This window comes from Mycobacterium senriense, assembly GCF_019668465.1.
Lineage (GTDB): Bacteria > Actinomycetota > Actinomycetes > Mycobacteriales > Mycobacteriaceae > Mycobacterium > Mycobacterium senriense.
The window spans coordinates 4980105-4999997 of record NZ_AP024828.1; the positions used below are offsets into that span (position 1 = coordinate 4980105).

Annotated in this window: 14 protein-coding genes; 9 read left to right on the plus strand and 5 right to left on the minus strand. The window is 66.1% G+C overall.

Annotation, left to right across the window (positions count from 1 at the left end):
• Positions 1–145: 145 nt before the first annotated feature.
• The 6 genes from lysX to MTY59_RS23230 all read left to right on the plus strand — a co-directional run bounded on the left by lysX (position 146) and on the right by MTY59_RS23230 (position 10411).
• Positions 146–3478, plus strand: a complete 3333-nt coding sequence (gene lysX / locus MTY59_RS23205) for a bifunctional lysylphosphatidylglycerol synthetase/lysine--tRNA ligase LysX (protein WP_415823228.1) — start codon at positions 146–148, stop codon at positions 3476–3478.
• Between the two features lie 77 nt (positions 3479–3555).
• On the plus strand, positions 3556–5040 hold the full coding sequence (locus tag MTY59_RS23210) for an alpha/beta hydrolase (RefSeq protein WP_221043229.1): 1485 nt from the start codon (positions 3556–3558) through the stop codon (positions 5038–5040).
• A gap of 5 nt (positions 5041–5045) precedes the next feature.
• A complete protein-coding gene (locus MTY59_RS23215) occupies positions 5046–5465 on the plus strand; it encodes a DUF6653 family protein (RefSeq protein ID WP_221043230.1) in 420 nt (139 codons plus the stop codon).
• A gap of 123 nt (positions 5466–5588) precedes the next feature.
• A complete protein-coding gene (locus MTY59_RS23220; protein WP_221043231.1) occupies positions 5589–6236 on the plus strand; it encodes a TetR/AcrR family transcriptional regulator in 648 nt (215 codons plus the stop codon).
• Between the two features lie 67 nt (positions 6237–6303).
• Complete coding sequence (locus tag MTY59_RS23225) at positions 6304–8430, plus strand: Rv1355c family protein (RefSeq protein ID WP_221043232.1); 2127 nt, start codon at positions 6304–6306, stop codon at positions 8428–8430.
• A gap of 112 nt (positions 8431–8542) precedes the next feature.
• Entirely contained in the window at positions 8543–10411 is a 1869-nt protein-coding gene (locus MTY59_RS23230; protein ID WP_221043233.1) for a putative bifunctional diguanylate cyclase/phosphodiesterase, read from the plus strand.
• Between the two features lie 36 nt (positions 10412–10447).
• On the opposite strand, the gene MTY59_RS23235 is transcribed toward MTY59_RS23230, so the two are convergent.
• From MTY59_RS23235 to MTY59_RS23245, 3 genes are all read right to left on the minus strand, one after another.
• A complete protein-coding gene (locus MTY59_RS23235) occupies positions 10448–11047 on the minus strand; it encodes a class I SAM-dependent methyltransferase (protein WP_221043234.1) in 600 nt (199 codons plus the stop codon).
• A gap of 88 nt (positions 11048–11135) precedes the next feature.
• Positions 11136–12506, minus strand: a complete 1371-nt coding sequence (locus MTY59_RS23240; RefSeq protein WP_221043235.1) for a cytochrome P450 — start codon at positions 12504–12506, stop codon at positions 11136–11138.
• 29 nt (positions 12507–12535) lie between these two features.
• Positions 12536–13252: a hypothetical protein gene (locus tag MTY59_RS23245; protein WP_221043236.1), complete on the minus strand. Its 717-nt coding sequence runs from the start codon at positions 13250–13252 to the stop codon at positions 12536–12538.
• A 273-nt stretch (positions 13253–13525) separates the two neighbouring features.
• Here MTY59_RS23245 and MTY59_RS23250 point away from each other — a divergent pair, with 273 nt between their 5' ends.
• On the plus strand, positions 13526–13774 hold the full coding sequence (locus MTY59_RS23250) for a PspA/IM30 family protein (RefSeq protein ID WP_221043237.1): 249 nt from the start codon (positions 13526–13528) through the stop codon (positions 13772–13774).
• 6 nt (positions 13775–13780) lie between these two features.
• On the opposite strand, the gene uvrA is transcribed toward MTY59_RS23250, so the two are convergent.
• A complete protein-coding gene (uvrA, locus tag MTY59_RS23255) occupies positions 13781–16696 on the minus strand; it encodes an excinuclease ABC subunit UvrA (protein ID WP_221043238.1) in 2916 nt (971 codons plus the stop codon).
• A 156-nt stretch (positions 16697–16852) separates the two neighbouring features.
• Here uvrA and MTY59_RS23260 point away from each other — a divergent pair, with 156 nt between their 5' ends.
• Positions 16853–17530 carry an MBL fold metallo-hydrolase gene (locus tag MTY59_RS23260; protein WP_221043239.1) on the plus strand — a complete coding sequence of 226 codons (678 nt, stop codon included), beginning with the start codon at positions 16853–16855 and terminating at the stop codon, positions 17528–17530.
• 7 nt (positions 17531–17537) lie between these two features.
• Here MTY59_RS23260 and MTY59_RS23265 read toward each other — a convergent pair whose 3' ends face one another.
• Positions 17538–17981, minus strand: a complete 444-nt coding sequence (locus tag MTY59_RS23265; protein WP_221043240.1) for a universal stress protein — start codon at positions 17979–17981, stop codon at positions 17538–17540.
• A gap of 284 nt (positions 17982–18265) precedes the next feature.
• On the opposite strand from MTY59_RS23265, the gene MTY59_RS23270 reads away from it, so the two are divergent.
• Positions 18266–19849: a mannosyltransferase gene (locus MTY59_RS23270; protein WP_221043241.1), complete on the plus strand. Its 1584-nt coding sequence runs from the start codon at positions 18266–18268 to the stop codon at positions 19847–19849.
• Positions 19850–19893: the final 44 nt, after the last annotated feature.

Here is a 19893-nt window from a genome sequence, read left to right on the forward strand (position 1 = left end):
CCTTGAGGTGGCTTTTAGCACTTCGACCGGGCGACCGCGCTGCAACGGGGGTCAACGCGGCCCGAAAAGCGGTCCCAAACTCGTGCCCGCCACACTTAGCGCTTCAACAAGCTTTTCACGGATTGAGGGCATATCCTCGCGGTCTGTGACACTCGCATCTCCTCGATCGGGGCCGCGATTGGGGCCCGACGGCCGGTCGAACTCGCGGTACCGCTGGGTGCCGGCGGCGGCCGGATGGACCGTTGGCGTCATCGCCACCGTATCGCTGCTCGGAAGCGTGTCCCCGCTGATCAGGTACCTGATCAAGGTCCCCCGCGAGTTCATCAACAACTATCTGTTCAACTTTCCGGACACCAGCATCGCGTGGTCGTTCATCCTGGCCCTGCTGGCCGCGGCGCTGACCGCCCGCAAGCGCATCGCCTGGCTGCTGTTGCTGGCCAACATGATCCTGGCCGCCGCGCTGAACGCCGCCGACATCGCCGCGGGCGACAACACCGCCGCCGAGATCTTCGGCGAAAACCTCGGGTTCGCCGTACACATCGTGGCGATCGTCCTGTTGGTGCTGGCCTACCGGGAGTTCTGGGCCAAGGTGCGCAGGGGCGCGCTGGTCAAGGCGGCCGCGGTGCTGGTCGCGGGCGACGTGGTCGGGATCCTGGTGTCCTGGGGTCTGGTCGAGTTGTTCCCGGGAACGCTGGCGCGCCCGGACCGCCTGCCGTATGTGGCCAACCGGGTGGTCGGGTTCGCCTTGGCGGACCCGGACCTGTTCACCGGCCGGCCGCACGTGTTCCTCAACGCGATCTTCGGGTTGTTCGGTGCGCTGGCGCTGATCCTGGCGACGATCGTGCTCTTCCAGTCCCAGCGCGCGGAGAACGCGCTGACCGGCGAGGACGAATCGGCGATCCGCGGGCTGCTCGAGCTGTACGGCAAGAACGACTCGCTGGGTTACTTCGCCACCCGCCGCGACAAGTCGGTGGTGTTCGCTCAGAGCGGGCGCGCCGCCATCACCTACCGGGTCGAGATCGGCGTGTGCCTGGCCAGCGGCGACCCGATCGGTGATCCTCGGGCCTGGGGCCAGGCCGTCGACGCCTGGCTGAGTCTGTGCCAGACCTACGGCTGGGCGCCCGGCGTGATGGGCGCCAGCACCCAGGGCGCGCGGGCGTACCGCGAAAGCGGCCTTAACGCGCTCGAGCTCGGCGACGAGGCCATCCTGCGGACTTCCGATTTCAAGCTGTCCGGCCCCGACATGCGCGGGGTCCGTCAGGCCGTGACCCGGGCCCGCCGGGCGGGGCTGACCGTGCGGATCCGGCGCCACCGCGACATCGCCGCCGACGCGATGGCCGACATCATCGAACGCGCCGACGCCTGGCGGGACACCCAGACCGAGCGCGGCTTTTCCATGGCGCTGGGCCGGCTCGGCGACCCCGCCGACGGGGACTGCCTGCTGGTCGAAGCGCTGGACCGGGACGGCAGCGTCGTGGCGATGCTGTCGCTGGTTCCGTGGGGCACCACCGGCGTTTCCCTGGACCTGATGCGCCGTTCGCCACAGTCCCCCAACGGCACCATCGAGCTGATGGTCAGCGACCTGGCGCTCAACGCCGAAACCCTCGGCATCACCCGCATTTCACTGAACTTCGCGATGTTCCGCTCGGCGTTCGAACAGGGCGCCCAGCTCGGCGCCGGTCCCGTCGCCCGACTGTGGCGGGGACTGTTGCTGTTCTTCTCGCGGTGGTGGCAGCTGGAGACCCTGTACCGCTCGAACATGAAGTACCAGCCCGACTGGGTGCCGCGGTACGCCTGCTACGAGGACGCCCGGCTGATTCCGCGGGTCGGCGTCGCCTCGGCGCTCGCCGAGGGGTTCCTGGTGTTGCCGTTCGGCCGGCGCAAGACGCACACCGGCCACTACCCGGCCGTCCCGCCGCGATTGGCGGAGTCCGGACTGCTGCATCACGACGGCAGCGCCCCGGACGTCAGCGGGCTACGGGAGCGTCGCGAAACCGCCGACGAAGAGGAGACCAGGTCTCGGCTGCCCGAACAGGTGCGGGTGCGGCTGGCCAAGCTGAAGATATTGCAGCGCAACGGCATCGATGCGTATCCGGTCGGAACCCCGCCCAGCCACACCGTGGCCGGCGCGCTCGACGCGGATGACCGGGACACCATCACCGTCTCGGGCAGGATCTTGCGGATCCGCGACTACGGCGGCGTGCTGTTCGCCCAGCTGCGCGACTGGTCGGGGGAAATGCAAGTGCTGCTTGACAATTCGCAGCTGCAGCAGGGACGGACCGCCGACTTCACCGCGGCCATCGACCTGGGCGACCTGGTCGAGGTGTCCGGGCACATGGGCTTTTCCAAGAAGGGAACCCGCTCGCTGATCGTCGCCGACTGGCGGATGATCGGAAAGTGCCTGCGGCCGTTGCCGAACAAGTGGAAGGGGCTGACCGACCCGGAGGCGCGGGTGCGGACCCGCTACGTCGACCTGGCCGTCAATCCCGAGTCGCGGGAGTTGATCAAGGCGCGCAGCGAGGTGTTGCGCTCGGTCCGGCAGACGCTGTTCGCCAAGGACTTCATCGAGGTCGAGACCCCGATCCTGCAGCAGATCCACGGCGGAGCCACCGCCCGCCCCTTCGTAACCCACATCAACACCTACGACCTGGACCTGTTCCTGCGCATCGCGCCGGAGCTCTACCTGAAGCGGCTGTGCGTCGGCGGCGTGGAGCGGGTCTTCGAATTGGGCCGGGCTTTCCGCAACGAGGGTGTGGACTTCAGCCACAACCCGGAATTCACCCTGCTCGAGGCCTACCAGGCCCACGCCGACTACAAGGTGTGGATCGACGGATGCCGCGAGCTCATCCAGAACGCCGCCCAGGCCGCGCACGGCGAACAGGTCGTGCTGCGGCCCGGCGCCGACGGCCGGCTGGAACCGGTCGACATCTCCGGGGTCTGGGCGGTCAAGACGGTCCATGACGCCGTGTCCGAGGCGCTCGGCGAGCACATCGATCCCGCGACGTCGCTGTCCGCCCTGCGCAAGCTGTCCGATGCCGCGCACATCCCGTATCGGGCGCAGTGGGATGCGGGCGCGGTGGTGCTGGAGCTGTACGAGCATCTGGTCGAGGACCGGACCGAGGAGCCGACCTTCTATATCGACTTCCCGACCTCGGTGTCCCCGCTGACGCGGCCGCACCGCAGCCAGCCGGGCGTCGCCGAGCGGTGGGACCTGGTGGCGTGGGGTGTCGAGCTGGCCACCGCCTACAGCGAGCTCACCGATCCGGTGGAGCAGCGGCGCCGGCTGCAGGAGCAGTCGCTGTTAGCTGCCGGCGGGGATCCCGAGGCGATGGAGCTCGACGAGGACTTCCTGCAGGCGATGGAATACGCGATGCCGCCCACCGGTGGCCTGGGAATGGGCATCGATCGGCTCGTCATGCTCATAACGGGCCGCAGCATCCGCGAAACGTTGCCATTTCCGCTGGCCAAGCCGCATTAGCCCAGGCCCCGACCGCCCGGAAAGCCCTGAGCGAACATTAGGTGAATATGTTCCAGGCCGGTTACCGATAGATCACAATGAGTCACGTGACAGCCCCGACGGACAGCGCTCCCGCGCAGTTCCTGGCAAGTAGCCACACCTCTTTGATGCATGGCTGGGTGCCGGCGACGATCCAGGTGCTCGCGGCCGTGGTGCTGACATTGGCGGTCGGCTGGCGGTCGCGCCGCTGGCGCACGGTGTGGATGCCGGCCGCCGCGCTGGCCGGCGGGGTCACGGCCTACCTGACGCACTGGTACATCGTCGACCGCGGGCTCTCCGACGACCCCGCCCCGGCCGCCCTGTGGCTCTGGGTCACGCTGACCGGCATGGCGGCGGCGGTGCTGGTGCTGGGCTGGAGCACCGCGCGCCGCTGGCGGCGCGGCGCCGCGGTGCTGGCCGTGCCGCTGTGCGTGCTCAGCACCGCGCTGATGCTCAACGTCTGGGTGGGCTACTTCCCCACCGTGCAGTCGGCGTGGAGCCAGCTGACGTCGGGCCCGCTGCCCGATCAAACCGATCGGGCCACCGTTACCGCGATGGCCGCCCGCCGAATCCGGCCACCGCACGGCACGGTGGTGCCGGTGGCGATCCCCTCGGATGGATCGCACTTCAAACACCGCGGTGAGCTGGTCTACCTGCCGCCCGAATGGTTCGCGACCACCCCACCTCCGCCGTTGCCGACCGTGATGATGATCGGCGGGCAGTTCAACACGCCGGCGGACTGGACGCGTGCGGGCAACGCGGTCAAGACGATCGACGATTTCGCCGCCGCGCATGACGGCAAGGCGCCGGTGCTGGTGTTCGTGGATTCCGGCGGCGCCTTCAACAACGACACCGAATGCGTCAACGGGGTTCGGGGCAACGCGGCCGACCACCTGACCAAAGATGTTGTGCCGTTTATGATTTCGAGTTTCGGGGTCAGCCCGCACCGGGCCAACTGGGGCGTAGCGGGCTGGTCCATGGGCGGGACCTGCGCGGTGGACCTGACCGTCATGCACCCCGACATGTTCAGCGCGTTCGTCGACGTGGCAGGCGATTTCTTCCCGAACGCCGGCACCAAGTCCCAAACCATCGCCAGGCTGTTCGGCGGAAACGCCGACGCCTGGGCGACTTTCGATCCGACGACGGTGATCAACCGGCACGGCCCTTACCGCGACGTGGCCGGCTGGTTCGCGATCTCGTCCGACGGCCCGCCCAGCCCACGCCGCGACCTCCAGCTCAGCGACAGCGGCGCCATCCGGCTCGCCGGACGCGAGGCGGCCGCCAATCCCGGCAACCAGACCGCCGCCGCCTATTCGCTGTGTGCGCTCGGCCGCTCCGCGGGAATCGACTGCGCGGTGGTGCCGCAGCCCGGCAAGCACGACTGGCCCTTCGCGGACCGCGTGTTCGCGGCCTCGCTGCCCTGGCTCGCCGGGGAGCTCGGCACCCCGGGAATTCCGCGGACGCCGCTGCCCACCGCGTCCGCGCCCACCGTGGGTGCCCCGGTGGTCGTCCCGGCCGAGCGTTCCAACACCGCCAAGCGATAGCGCCCGTGCTGTCCGTCGCGCGGGTTCGGCGCGCCGTTTTCGCGCGGCACTGCCATCCGTTCAGCGCATGGACCCGGTGGGCCAGCACGCCGCTGATCCTGATCCCGGTCTGGACGCGGCGACGGGCCCACGCGGCGTGGATTGCGTTGTGGCTGGCCGTGAATCCCGTGGTCTTCGGCAAGCCGGCGCATCACCGCGCATGGTCGACGCGGGCGATGCTGGGCGAAGAGCTGTGGATCAGCCGTCGACCCCGCGACGCGGCGATGGTGGTCAGCGCGGCGACGTCGGCGGCCGCGCTGGTGGCGCTGGTCGCCGCGCGCCGGCATCGGCTGCACCCGGCGCTGATCGCCGTCGTGGTGCAGATGGCGCTCACGCTGGTGTACTGGCAACAGATGGTCCGGTACTTCGAGCGCCGATCGCGCTAGCGGGCTAGGGCTCCGTCTGCGACCTCCGCCCCTCGTGCGGAACGCAAACGCTCGAATCGATACGCACTCTACGGTGATCCGATATCCACGTATCGGAATGCGGTGCGGGTATATTGTCCGGCCGTGGGATCCACCCGGCTGTTTCCGTATGACCCGCCCCCGCCAGCAGGGCCCTCCCCCAAGGAGCGAATTCGCGACGCCGCGCTGAGCTGCTTTGCTGTTCGCGGCATCGCCGCCACGACGCTGCGCGCGATCGCGGAGACCGCGGAGGTTTCGATTGGGCTGGTGCAGCACCACTTTCGTACCAAGGCCGCGCTAGCCGCCGCAGTCGATCAGTACGTCCTGCAGGTGGTAAGCGAGGCTTTGGAACCCACAACGTTGCCCGACCCCCCCTCCGACGGGCTCAACGCGGCCGGGCGCCAACTGACAGCACTTATGGTCGAACGACCCGACGTGATGACCTATCTCGGTCGCGCGCTTGCCGAGGGCGGCGCATTGGGTTCGGTAATCTTCACCGGGCTGTTGGGGATCAGCACGGCCCAGCGCGATGAGTTCTCCCGACGGAACAACATCCACCCCGACCTCGATCCCGATTGGGCTGCGCTCAACCCGCTGATCCTGCGTGTCGGCGCGATCATTCTGCATCCGTACATCGAGCTATACCTGCGGGAATCTTTCTTTACCGAGCCGCAATTGCGCCGCTGGGATGCAGCCGTCACCAACCTCATACGGCACGGGCAATTCCTCGACGAATCGACACCTCGGCGTTGATCTTGCGCTACACAAACCGGCTCAAACCCGGTCCGGCTCGCCGCCCAGGTGCTATACACATAGCACCATGGATGAGCCCGGCGTAATCGCCTACACCGCGGAGATTCTCGACGCTGCTGAGGCGCACGGCGAGTTGGTGTTGCGGCGATTACACGCCGATCCCAGCGTGGAGTTCATCGACCGGCTCGATGCACAGACAGCCAACCTGCGTAGCCTGCGGCCCAGCCCGCATCCTGAGCTTCTGACAGAGCCCGGCCGCTGGGCCTACTACCCGTGGCGGCGCGCGGTTGTGGCGGTGCTGGGCCCGCGCGGATATCGCGCTGTACGCCTGGACCGCAATCGCAATAACATAACTCCGGCGGAACAGGACCGGCTGAGCGCACTGCGCGTCGGCGTTGCCGGTCTCAGCGTCGGCCACGTCATCGCGCACACCGTGGCGGCCCAGGGATTGTGTGGCCGCCTTCGGCTGGCTGACTTTGATCATCTCGAGCTATCGAACCTGAATCGGGTGCCTGCCAGCGTGTTCGACCTTGGCGTCAATAAAGCTTGCGTGGCGGCGCGCAGGATCGCCGAGCTCGACCCGTACCTACCGGTGGAGGTGTTTGACGCCGGACTGACCTTCGATACCGTCGACGCATTTTTGGACGGGCTCGACATCGTCATCGAAGAATGCGATTCACTGGATATGAAGGCGGTCTTGCGGGAAGGCGCCCGCAGCCGTCGCATTCCGGTGTTGATGGCGACCAGCGATCGCGGCCTGATCGATGTGGAGCGTTTCGATCAACAGCCTCACCGACCGATTCTGCATGGTCTGCTCGGCGACCTCGACATCGGATTATTGCCCGGCATGAGCAGCCGCGAGAAGGTCCCCCACATCCTGCGTCACCTTGAGGCCGAACGTCTTTCACCCCGGACGGCTGCCTCATTGTTAGAGATCGACCGCACGGTGTCGACCTGGCCGCAGGTGGCCTCGGATGTCGTGCTGGGGGCGTCGGCGTTGGCCGAGGGCGTGCGCAGAATTGGGCTCGGCGAAGAGCTTCGCTCGGGCCGTACTCGCATCGACATCGGCTGGGCGCTCGACCAACTCCGTGACCCCGACATGGCCAGGCACCACCCCGCGCCGGTAGACCATCCCGAGCCACCGGAACTACCCGGGATCGCCGGAGTCGTCGCCGCCGCGGCGATCCGCGCACCTTCCGGGGGAAACGTTCAGCCCTGGTGTGTCCAAGCCGGACCTACCGAGATCACCATCGATATTGCCGCGCAACACACGTCGACAATGGACGTCGGATTCCGGGGCAGCGCTGTCGCAGTGGGGGCTGCCCTCTTGAACGCCAGGATCGCCGCCGCGGCTCACCACGTTCTGGGCCCCGTCAGCCTCACCGAAATTGGCAACGGATCGCCGCTGCGCGCCACACTGAAATTGAGCGACGGCACCGACCCCGACCTTGCCGATCTCTATCAACCGATGCTCGAGCGCGAAACCAACCGCCACCATGGCAGCCCCCGGCCGATCGGCGCCGCCACTATCGAGGCGCTGCGCGCCGCGGCGAAACGGGAAGGCGCGCATTTACACCTCATCACCGACAGAGACGACATCGCGCATGCGGCAACAATTCTTGCCGCGTCCGACCGCACCCGCTACCTGACGCCGCAGCTGCACAAAGAGATGGTCTCCGAACTGCGCTGGCCCGGTGATGCCGACCCCGACACCGGCATCGACGTGCGCAGTCTGGAACTCGACACCGGAGATCTGGCGATGCTCGATATCCTGCGCCGCACCGACGTCATGACCCATTTGGCCCAATGGAACGCCGGCAGCGCCCTCGGTGAAGACGCCCGGGACCGGGTATTAGCCAGTTCTGCGCTGGCCGCGGTCTCCGTACCGGGACAGGACCTTCGCGACTACGCCAGGGGAGGAGCGGCTGTTGAGTTGGTCTGGATCATTGCGCAGCGGCAAGGGCTTTCCGTGCAGCCGGTCTCGCCGGTCTTCCTGTACGCCCACAACCAAACCGAATTCGGCGAGCTGTCAACCCAATTCGCGAATGAGCTAAAGCAATTGCAGCGCGACTTCCGAAGTTTGGCAGGCATACCTTCCGAACATTCCGCGGTGCTGGTACTCCGGTTCACTGCCGGTCCACCGGCATCGGTACCAAGCCGCCGCAATTTTGACCGCGGACGGGTGCTTCGTTGAGCGGTCCCCTGCTGATGCACCACTTATGGATTCGGAGTCTGTTTGGCGCGCAGACCCATGACCCAGTACGCAATGTCGGCGCAGCCCACGACTTGAAGCTACGGTAAGGGCAATGTCGGGCACGCTAGATTATTTGGTCACCGCGGCCGCCGCAGAGTTGATGGCAGCCACCGCGGCTAACTCTGCCGCGATTAGTCAACGAGTGCTCGGCGACTTGGTCCGCGAATTGGCTGTGGACTTTAGCTTCCTGCGCCACAACGATCACACGATCCACGCCACGGTGCTCGTCGCCGAGTGGCCGCCACGCAACGCCGACCCCGACCCGATCGGCGTCATCTATTTCTCCGACGCCGACTCCGTCTTCGCCCAGGCCGAGCACCTCAAAGTGCCGCAAGTCGTGCGTCCCGCGCCGGCGAATGCCGACTATCAACGCAATATCGACGAGGGCACCGGGTGGGGCACCGTCTCCCTGGCCGCCGTGCCGCTGCTGTCTGGCGATGTAACGACCGGCACGCTGGCCTTCGGCAAGGTCGGAGACCGCGAATGGCTGCCCGAAGAGCTCAACGCGGTGCAGGCGATCGCCGCGCTCTTCGCCCAATTGCAGGCCCGGGTCGTCGCCGAAGAGCAGATCCACTACCTGGCTGAGCACGACGAACTCACTGGGTTGCTGAACCGCAGGGCGCTCATCGCCTACCTCGACAAGCGGCTGGCCGAGGGACAGCCGGGTCCGGTCTCAGTAGTGTTCGTCTCACTCGACCGCTTCAAAGTCATCAATGACCGCCTCGGCCAAGACGCCGGCGACCGGTTCATCGTGGCCTTCGCCGCGCTGCTGCGCGAGGCCACCGATGCCGTCCCCACGGTCATTGCGCGTTTCGGCGGTGACGAGTTTGTCGTCGTGCCGACCGTGCCCATGGACGTCGAGGCTGCCGAAGCATTCGGTCGGTCGCTGCACAACCAGGTTCACGGACAAGTCTCAATCGACGGCGAGATGCTCAGTCGTACCGTCAGTATCGGCGTCGCAGCCGGCCTACCCGGACACGAGAGCACGTCGGACCTACTGCGTCGAGTCGACCAGGCCACCCGGTCAGCTAAGGGTTCCGGCGGCAACAAACTCGCAACCTTCAGTCCGGAGATGTCTACGACAGACATGATCCGCAACGACATCGAATTGCACCTGGACGGAACGATCGATAGCGGTATCGGGACCTTAGTGCTCCACTACTTGCCGGAGTTCGACATGAATACCGGCGCCATCCTCGGTACCGAGGCGCTAATCCGTTGGCAACATCCGACTCTGGGGTTATTGATGCCCGATTCGTTCATTCAGGTCGTGGAATCGATCAACCTCGGTGCCAAACTCGGCCGTCTCGTAATGCGTTCCGCGTGTGCGCAGTTTGGGCTCTGGCAATCACGCGGCGTCGGACATGGCACGGTGCTACGTGTCAACGTATCGCCGGTGCAGCTTGTCACAGATGGTATTGTCGCTGCCGTCGCAGCCACCCTCGACGAGTTTAGTCTCGATCCCAGCACCGTATGTCTGGAGATCACCGAAAGTGTTGTGGTTCAAGATATCGACGCCACACGCAAAACATTGTTCGGATTGAAGGATATCGGCGTACAGATCGCCATCGATGACTTCGGCACCGGATACAGTGTGCTGACGTATCTGAAATCTCTGCCCGTCGACGCACTTAAGATCGACAAGGGGTTTGTCCGCAGTCTCGATACCAACGCCGGTGATCTGGCGATCGTGCGCTCGACGATGGCCCTGGCCGAGGCCTTCGGGCTCGAGGTCGTCGCCGAAGGGGTCGAAACCGTGGCCGCAGCCAAGACGCTGCTCAGCCTCGGTTGCCATCGCGCACAAGGCTTTCTGCTGTCCCGCCCGCTGGACAACGCGGCGATGGAGTCGCTCTTGATCAAACGCGTCGTCCCGATTAACTTCTCCGACACGGGGTCTTCTGGAATAGGCAACTCGTTGTAGACCCGCACGAAGCGACAACCCTTTGCTGACCGGCGGTCAAGGGCGGCGTTGAAACAGGTAGTAATACGTCGCGGTCTTGTCGTCGAGTTCCCGCTCGTTGCCGGTGGTCAGCAGTTTCCAGCCGGGAGCGAATCGTCGTTCGATCTCGGCGTGATCAATGCCCGGCACCCCGAACCGGCCACCGGGAGGGAACGCGACAATGAATAGCCGCGTATCGGGCGCCGCCACGGCGGTGATCTCCCGGACGTAGGCCTCACGATCGGCGCCACTCATGTTGTGGATGCACCCGTTATCGACGATCAAGTCAAAGCCCGTACCGATTCCGGATTGACTCAACTGGGTGACGTCAGCACGGACAAAATTGACCGGAACCTTGGCGGCGCCGGCCTTGGTCCGCGCCTTGTCGAGCGGCTTTGCGACGTAGTCAACCCCGGTGACCCTCCAGCCCTGCTGAGCAAGGTAGATGGCGCAATCCCCGGTGCCGCATCCCACGTCGAGAGCCGATCCCTGGCGCAATGCCGGGGTCTCCGCGCTTCCCTCGACCAGATCTCGCAGACCCTGCCCGATCGGATGGCCCTCCCACGGCGTGAAGCCAACCCGATAGAAGAACCGAAATCGCATGTGTCGAGAAGCCATAGCCGCAATCATGGCATTCGCGACAACTTGCCGGTCCCCACCCCGCCGGCAGGTGCGGCACCGCGTCAGGACTTAGGCAACGGAAAAGTTACTGACGTAGTCGTATCTTGGCCCTGATCGGAGCCGCCGCGACCATTGTGAAGGGCACGGCCAGCGGGAATTCTTCGGAAAGAGACTCGATTTCGACTCGGCGCACGATGGTCGCCAACGCGAGGGTGGCTTCCAGCATCGCGAAGTGGTCCCCGATACACGAGCGCGGCCCGCCCCCGAACGGAACGTACTGCCAACGGTCGCGACCGTCAGCGCGCTCGGGACTGAACCGGTCCGGATCGAATCGCAGCGTATCGTCCCACAGGCCCGGGTCGGTTTGTACCGCCATCCTTCCGAACGCCAGCATGGTGCCGGCTTTGACGCGGTAGCCGGCGACTTCTACATCGCGCGTCGCCATTCGGGTTCCGGTCGGGCCCGGTGGGCACAGCCGCAGCGCCTCCTGAAGTACACGGACGGTAAAGCCCAGCCGCGCAACGTCGTCGGGAGTGAGTTGGCGATTTGGTAGGCGGGCGGCTTCGGCCGCGACGCGCTGCTGGAAGTCCGGGTGGCGACCCAGCGCCCACAGCGCGTAGGTCAGAGTCGTCGCCGTCGTGTCGTGGCCGGCGAACAAAAAAATGATCATTTCGTCGCGGATCTCGTTGTCCGACAACGATAGCCCGGTCTCTGGATCGGTGGCGGCGATTAGCGCGTGTACCAGCGGAGCCTCCCGCTCGGGGTCGGCACGACACGCTTGCAAAATCTCGTCGGCCAGCCTGCGAATCGCCGCGGCCGCAGCGCGGGCACGCCGACGCGCCGGTGTGGGCATCCACTCCGGTGCGCGCACCGGCCGCAGCGCGCGCCGTACCGCGTAACTCGTCGCCACGCGCAGCGGCTCGGCGATCGCATCGGAGCGCTCGTCGAGATCCAAACCTAATACCGAGCGACCCAGTGCCCGCAACGTCAGCGTGCGGCATTGCGCGTCCAGATCGATCTCGGCGCCGTCGCGCCACTGGGCACGCACGATCTCCGCGGCCTCGGCCATGTGCCCACCGAACTGGCGGACCCGCTGGCGGGTGAACACCGGTTGAAGGGTGCGTCGGCGCGGCAACCACTCCGAGTGAGGCAAGACGAACAGGTTTCCGCCAAGCAGCCGACGAAGCTCGGTGGACACCGTGCTGGTCTTGTCGACCGAACCGTCTCTCACACTGACGATGTCGCGGATACCTTGTGGTGACGTCGCCAAAACGATCGGCGGGATCAGCCACTTCGGCCCCAAGGTAACCCGAGTGACAGGCCCGCCGGCATCGCGGAGTTTGTTGGTGCCGGTATGGAATTCCCTGATGGCCTTCAGTCGGTCCCGATACGGAAGCGGGTTTTTCGGGGCCAACGGCAGCGCTGCAACGTCGCGCGCGGGCTCAGCGATGGACACGAGTCGACCCTAGAACACTTTGATTTCTGCTACGCCGAGATGCGGCTGAGGATTTCGGCGTTCTCGGCGCACATCAGCTTGAATTGTGCCGGCTCGGCATGTGTGGAAAGGGTGCGACGATCCCACCACATCACCTTGGTCCGGTAGTCCTCCGTGGGATAGGCCGTCGCCGGTACGCGGTTGGCCACAACGCCCCCGGAGGACTGCCACTGCTCCAGCACGTGAGCCGCCGCGGTGGCCATCACGAACTGAACACCCAGCAAAGTCATCATCGGCAGCGCGGTGCGGGCCAGCACGGTGGACAGCGCGCGGTTGCCATATTCGCGAGAATTGGTCCACGCGCCTTTCACCTCCACGACGCCAAACGGAAGCCGGTTGGAGATCATATGGCGCAGCAACGGAAGACCTGGGTTGCCGTTCCATTCCTCGAGAGCGTGGGAGTCCTCCGGCGAGCGCAAAGGCCCGACAACGCGCGTACCTCCGACGACTCGCCCGTCTGGGTCGAGCGCAGCAAAAAACAAGGATGTGTCGGCTCCATCCTGCACCTGGTCGAGGTCGAGCACCCAGTCCAGCCCGTGCCGGCGATAGCTGTTCAGCGCGCCATCTAGGTACTCATCCCACAGATCGGGCTCCGCGGCCGGCGTCGCCGCGGTGACCCAGCACCCCGTCGCATGATCGCGCCAACCAAACCCCGATTCCGAGCACGGACCGTCAATCCCGAGCTTCGTGATTTGCATCGCTTCCATACGTGACCTCCGCCTATTCGCCGTTACTAACGAGTAATTTTTTGAACGGCTCTGAATCGTTTGTTAATTGACTCGCGACAAATTAACCAATGGAATTGTGACATAAACAGGCGAATTCGACTGCAGCGCGAAGGGCAGTGGGTCCACGAAGCGGTCCTTGCGGCGCATTTGTTTTGGCCGTCGGACTCACCGTAGTGCCGTGACGCGATATTGACGCTGCCGCATCAGATTGCGACGCGGCATCACGATCCGTCGTCGCAGTACCGTGACGGCATGCCCGACGAACCAGTCACGCCCGGCCCGACGGGGCCCGCACCCGAGTACGACGACACCGGTGTGCCGACCTTCGAGTCGGTGCGCGACCAGATCGAGGCCCGGTACGCGACCGCGCAAGGCGCCGCGGAACTCGACGCGGAGTCACCCGAAGGCCGCTCGGTTGACGAACAATACGACGAACGCCGGCGTGCCGCGGCCGAGCGGCTGACCCAGATCCGGCAATCGATGCGGCCCGATCAGGGATGACCGGGCTCAGGCGGTGACCTTGCGGCGGCGGTTCGATCGCCGCGGAGCGCTGGATGGCGCCGGGCTGCGGCCGATCACCTCGGCGAGGAACTTCCCGGTGTAGCTCTCCGGCACCGCGGCGACGTCCTCCGGAGTGCCTTCCGCGACAACGGTTCCGCCCTCGGCGCCGCCTTCCGGCCCCATGTCGATGATCCAGTCCGAGGTCTTGATCACGTCCAGGTTGTGCTCGATGACGATGACCGTGTTGCCCTTGTCGACAAGGCCGTTGATGACCTTCAGCAGCTTGCGGATGTCGTCGAAATGCAGGCCCGTGGTGGGTTCGTCGAGGATGTACACCGTGCGTCCGGTCGAGCGCTTCTGCAGTTCCGCGGCCAGTTTGACCCGCTGCGCCTCGCCGCCGGACAGCGTCGGCGCGGGCTGGCCGAGCCGCACGTATCCCAGCCCCACGTCGACCAGGGTGCGCAGGTAGCGGTGGATGCCGGTGATCGGCTCGAAGAACTCCGCCGCCTCCTCGATGGACATATCCAGCACCTCGGAGATGGTCTTGCCCTTGTAGTGCACCTCCAGGGTTTCCCGGTTGTAGCGGGCGCCGTGGCAGACCTCACACGGCACATACACGTCGGGCAGGAAGTTCATCTCGATCTTGATGGTGCCGTCGCCGGTGCACGCCTCGCAGCGGCCGCCCTTGACGTTGAACGAGAACCGGCCCGGTTGATAGCCACGGACTTTGGCCTCGGTGGTGGCGGCGAACAGGGTGCGGATCTTGTCGAATACCCCGGTGTAGGTGGCCGGGTTGGATCGCGGCGTGCGACCGATCGGTGACTGGTCCACCCGCACCAGCTTGTCCAGGTGATCAAGCCCGGTGACCCGGGTGTGCCGGCCGGGGACCTGCCGGGCGCCGTTGAGCCGGTTGGCCAGCACCGCGGCCAGGATGTCGTTCACCAGCGTCGATTTGCCGGATCCGGACACACCGGTCACCGAGGTGAGGACGCCGAGCGGGAAACAGACGTCGATGCCACGCAAATTGTGCTCGCGGGCGCCGACGACGGTCAGCTGACGCTTGCGGTCTATCGCGCGCCGCTTCGCCGGCATCTCGATGCGTTCCCTGCCCGACAGGTAGGCGCCGGTGATCGAATCCTTGTTCGCCAGCAGCTCGCTGTAGGTGCCGCTGTGCACGATCTCGCCCCCGTGCTCACCGGCCCGCGGGCCGATGTCGACAATCCAGTCTGCGTGCGCGATGGTGTCCTCGTCATGCTCGACGACGATCAGCGTGTTACCCAAACCCCTTAGCCGCGTGAGGGTTTCGATGAGCCGGCGGTTGTCGCGCTGATGCAGCCCGATGGACGGCTCGTCGAGCACGTAGAGCACGCCGACCAAACCGGACCCGATCTGGGTGGCCAGCCGAATCCGTTGTGCCTCACCGCCGGACAGCGTTGCCGCGGCGCGGGACAGCGACAGGTACTCCAGCCCCACGTCGAGCAAAAAGCCCAGCCGCGACTGGATTTCCTTGAGCACCTGCCCGGCGATCGCCTTCTCTCGGACGCCGAGGGTGAGTCCGTTCAGAAAGTCCGCGCAGTCCGAGATCGACAAATCGCAGACTTCGGCGATGGACTTCGCGCCCCGGTCCCCCGCGGCCAGCGTGACGGCCAGAATCTCTGGCTTGAGCCGCGTTCCGTCACACTCCGGGCAGGGCACGTCCCGCATGAAGCCTTCGTAGCGTTCCTTCATCTGCTCGGACTCGGTCTGGGCCATCTTGCGCTGCAGGAAGGCCAGCACGCCCTCGAAGTCGGCGTAGTAGGACCGGGTCCGCCCGTATCGGTTGCGGTACCGCACGTGCACCTGGTGATCGGAGCCCTCGAGAATGGCCTTGCGGGCCTTGGCCGGCAGCTTGCGCCACGGGGTGTCGACGTCGAAGCCCATCTCGTCGCCCAGCCCGGCCATCATCCGGGTGAAGTACTCCGCGGTGTGGCCCGCCGACCACGGCGCCACCGCGCCCTCGGCCAGGGTGCGCTCGGGGTCCGGCACCACCAGGTCGGGGTCGACCTCCTTGCGGATGCCCAGGCCGCTGCACTCCGGGCAGGCGCCGTAGGGCGAGTTGAACGAGAACGACCGCGGTTCCAGGTCGTCGACCGCCAGCGCGTGCCCGTTGGGACAGGCCAGCTTCTCGGAGAACCGCTGCTCCCGGTTGTGCGCGTCGTGTTCGTGGTCGACGAACTCGAGCACCACGATGCCGTCGGCCAGGTTCAGCGCGGTTTCCACCGAATCGGTGAGCCGCTGTTTGGCCGACGCCTTGACGGTCAGGCGGTCCACCACCACCTCGATGTCGTGCTTCTCCTGCTTCTTCAGCTTCGGCGGATCGGTCAGCGGGTGCACGACACCGTCGACCCGCACCCGGCTGTAGCCCTGGGCGTTCAGCTTCTCGAACAGGTCGGCGAACTCACCCTTGCGGGTGCGCACCACCGGGGCGAGCACCAAAAACCGGGTTCCCTCCGGCATCGCCAGCACCTGATCGACGATTTGCTGCGGGGTCTGGCGGGCGATCCGCTCGCCACAGATCGGGCAGTGCGGCGTGCCGGCCCGCGCGTAGAGCAGCCGCAGGTAGTCGTACACCTCGGTGATGGTGCCGACGGTGGAACGCGGGTTGCGGTTGGTCGATTTCTGGTCGATGGACACCGCCGGGGACAGGCCCTCGATGAAGTCGACGTCCGGCTTGTCCATCTGGCCCAGGAACTGACGGGCATAGGCGGACAGCGACTCCACGTAACGGCGCTGCCCTTCGGCGAAGATCGTGTCGAAGGCCAGCGACGATTTGCCCGAACCCGACAGCCCGGTGAAGACGATCAGCGCGTCGCGGGGCAGGTCGAGATCGACGCCGCGCAGGTTGTGCTCGCGGGCGCCCTTGACGATCAGACGGTCAGCCAACGCTGCCCCTCTCAGGAACTATCTGGCGACTTCTCGTAGCCGCGCTGCGGAATCCGAGCCGGAATTGCGCGCGGCGCATTCCATGCTATGTGCCCATACCGACAAGCAACGTGCGACCAGTAACGTGGCTGAAGTCGGGACCAAGGAGTGGCGCACATGACTGCAGTGGACGACAACTACACCGGACACGTTGACCCCGGTACCGCGGCCCGCCGGACCCTACCCGGCGCCATGATCCTAAAGGTCTCGGTCGGCCCCATGGACAACAACGCATATCTGATTACTTGTTCCGCTACCGGCGAAACACTGCTGATCGACGCCGCCAACGACGCGGACGTGCTGATCGACCTGATCCGGCAGTACGCGCCGAAGGTGTCGCTGATCGTGACCAGCCACCAGCACTTCGATCACTGGCAGGCGCTGGAGGCGGTGGCGGCCGCCACCGGGGCGCCGACCGCCGCCAACGAGATCGACGCGGAACCGCTGCCAGTCAAACCGGACCGTTTGCTGGACAACGGCGATACCGTGCAGATCGGCGACCTGACGTTCGACGTCATCCACCTGCGCGGGCACACCCCGGGCTCGATAGCGCTGGCCCTGGACGGGCCCGCGACCGGCGGGGTCGCCCAGTTGTTCACCGGCGACTGCCTGTTTCCGGGCGGCGTCGGGAAGACGTGGCAGCCGGGCGATTTCACCCAGCTGATCGAGGACGTCAGCACCCGGGTGTTCGACGTGTATGACGACTCCACGATCATCTACCCCGGCCATGGCGACGACACGGCGTTGGGCGCCGAGCGCCCGCACCTGAGCGAATGGCGCGAGCGGGGCTGGTAGCGCGCGGCTACGTCGTGGTGTGCACGATCAACACGTCGGTCTTGGCCCGACGCGAGACGTTGGCCGGCACCGATCCCAGCAGCCGGCCGGCGATCGTGCTCAAGCCGACGTTGCCGACCACGAGCAGATCGGCCTGCTCCTCCTCGGCGAGGTGCACCAGCGCGTCGACCGGCGCCCCGACGATGGGTCGCTCGTCGATGTTCTGTGCACCGGCGGCGTGGGCGCGGTCCTTGGCGTCACGCAGGATCGCGTAAATCGGGGCGGTGCCCGAAACCTTGTAGCTTTCGTCCCGCAGGACGTCGGCGGCCCGGGCGTCCTCGTGTTGGGGCAGGTACGCCGACGCCACGATCAGCTTGGCGTCCCCTCCCGCGATCTGCGCCGCCTTCTCCACCGCGCGCATCGACGAATCCGAGCCATCGGTTCCTACCACCACAGTCCGATAGGCGCCCATTTACCCTCCCAGTTTCGGTTGGTCAGCCAACCCAAGACAGTAGCGCGTTTGCTCGATGCGCAGGAGGCAGATTAACGACACCGCGTGGCGTGGCGCGTGCGCAATTTGCGGGCGCTGGCTGAGGCAACGGACAATATTGCCAATGACAAAACAATCGAATGCACGCGGCCAACGTGGAAGGCATTGCATTACGCCGCTTTTCGCCGAAGTGAACACGAAGTGCGAATGCGCCGGACGCCGTTTGTGACCCGTTCCATCAACGGCGCCTTACAGTAACAAGCATCATGTCCATGCCGACCCTCGAGCCCACCGTCGAGCCCCGTGCAGGGGATTTTGGCGCCGAGCCCGCGTCCGGGTGTGCGCGCGGCGGATTGCTCGATCCGTGGGCAATCGCCCTGTTCGCCACCGCTGTCAGCGCCGCCTGGGCCTGCCGGCCTTCGCTCTGGTTCGACGAGGGGGCGACGATATCGGCGTCGGCCAGCCGGACTTTGCCGGAGCTGTGGCGGTTGCTGGGTCACATCGACGCCGTCCATGGCGCGTATTACCTGCTGATGCACGGTTGGTTCGCGGTGTTCCCGCCTACCGAATTCTGGTCGCGTTTCCCCAGTTCCCTGGCGATCGGAGCCGCCGCCGCCGGCGTCACGGTGTTCACCAGGCAGTTCTCGACGCGGCCCGCGGCGGTGTGCGCGGGGGCGATGTTCGCGATCCTGCCGCGCACCACGTGGGCCGGAATGGAAGCGCGGCCGTACGCCTTCGTGGCCGCCGCGGCCGCATGGGTGACCGTGTTGTTCGTCGTCACCGTCCGGCGCAACAGGCCGCGCGGGTGGGTTTGGTACGCGCTGGGACTGATGCTGTCGATACTGCTCAACCTCAACCTGGTGCTGTTGGTGCCGGTGTACGGCGCGATGCTGCCGCTGCTGGCACCCAAAGGTGCGCGCAGGTCTCCGGCGCTCTGGTGGGCCGCCGCGTCGGCCGTGGCGGTGGCGGTCATGACGCCGTTTTTGGTGTTCGCACACAACCAGGTTTGGCAGGTCAACTGGATCTACCCGGTCAGCTGGCACTACGCGTTCGACATCATCCTGCGCCAGTACTTCGACCACAGCGTGGCCTTCGCCGTCGCGAGCGCGGTCCTGATCGTCGCGGCGGCCGCGACACGGTTGGCGGGCGTGCCGGCCCCGGCCGGCGATTTGCGCCGGTTGTTGCTCATCGCCACGGCGTGGATGGTGATTCCCACCGCCCTGGTCGTCATCTATTCGGCCGTCAGTGAACCGATCTACTACCCGCGCTACCTGATCTTCACCGCCCCCGCGATGGCCGTCGTGCTGGCCGTCTGCCTTGTCACCGTCGCGCGCCGGCCCTGGCCCATCGCCGGCGGGGTGCTGCTGTTCGCCATTGCCGCGGTACCGAATTACCTGTTCGTCCAACGCTGGCCGTATGCCAAAGAGGGGTGGGACTACAGCGAGGTCGCCGATCTGATCAGCTCCCACGCCGCCCCCGGTGACTGTCTGATGGTGGACAACACCGTGCCATGGAAGCCAGGGCCGATTCGTGCGCTGCTGGCCACCCGTCCGGCGGCTTTCCGGTCGTTGATCGACGTGGAGCGCGGCTTGTACGGCCCCAAGGTCGGATCGTTGTGGGACGGGCACGTCGCCGTGTGGCTGACGACGGCCAAAATCAATAAATGCCCGGCGATCTGGACCATCACCAATAAAGACAACTCGCTGCCCGACCATCAGGCCGGGCAATCGCTACCGCCCGGAAGCGCATTCGGGCGCGCCCCGGCGTACCGGTTCCCGGGCTACCTCGGCTTCCACATTGTCGAGCGGTGGCAGTTCCACTACTCGCAGGTTGTCAAGTCCACGCGGTGATTTGCGCTTCACCGACCGGGTGAAGGGCCGGGGCATGCTGTGCG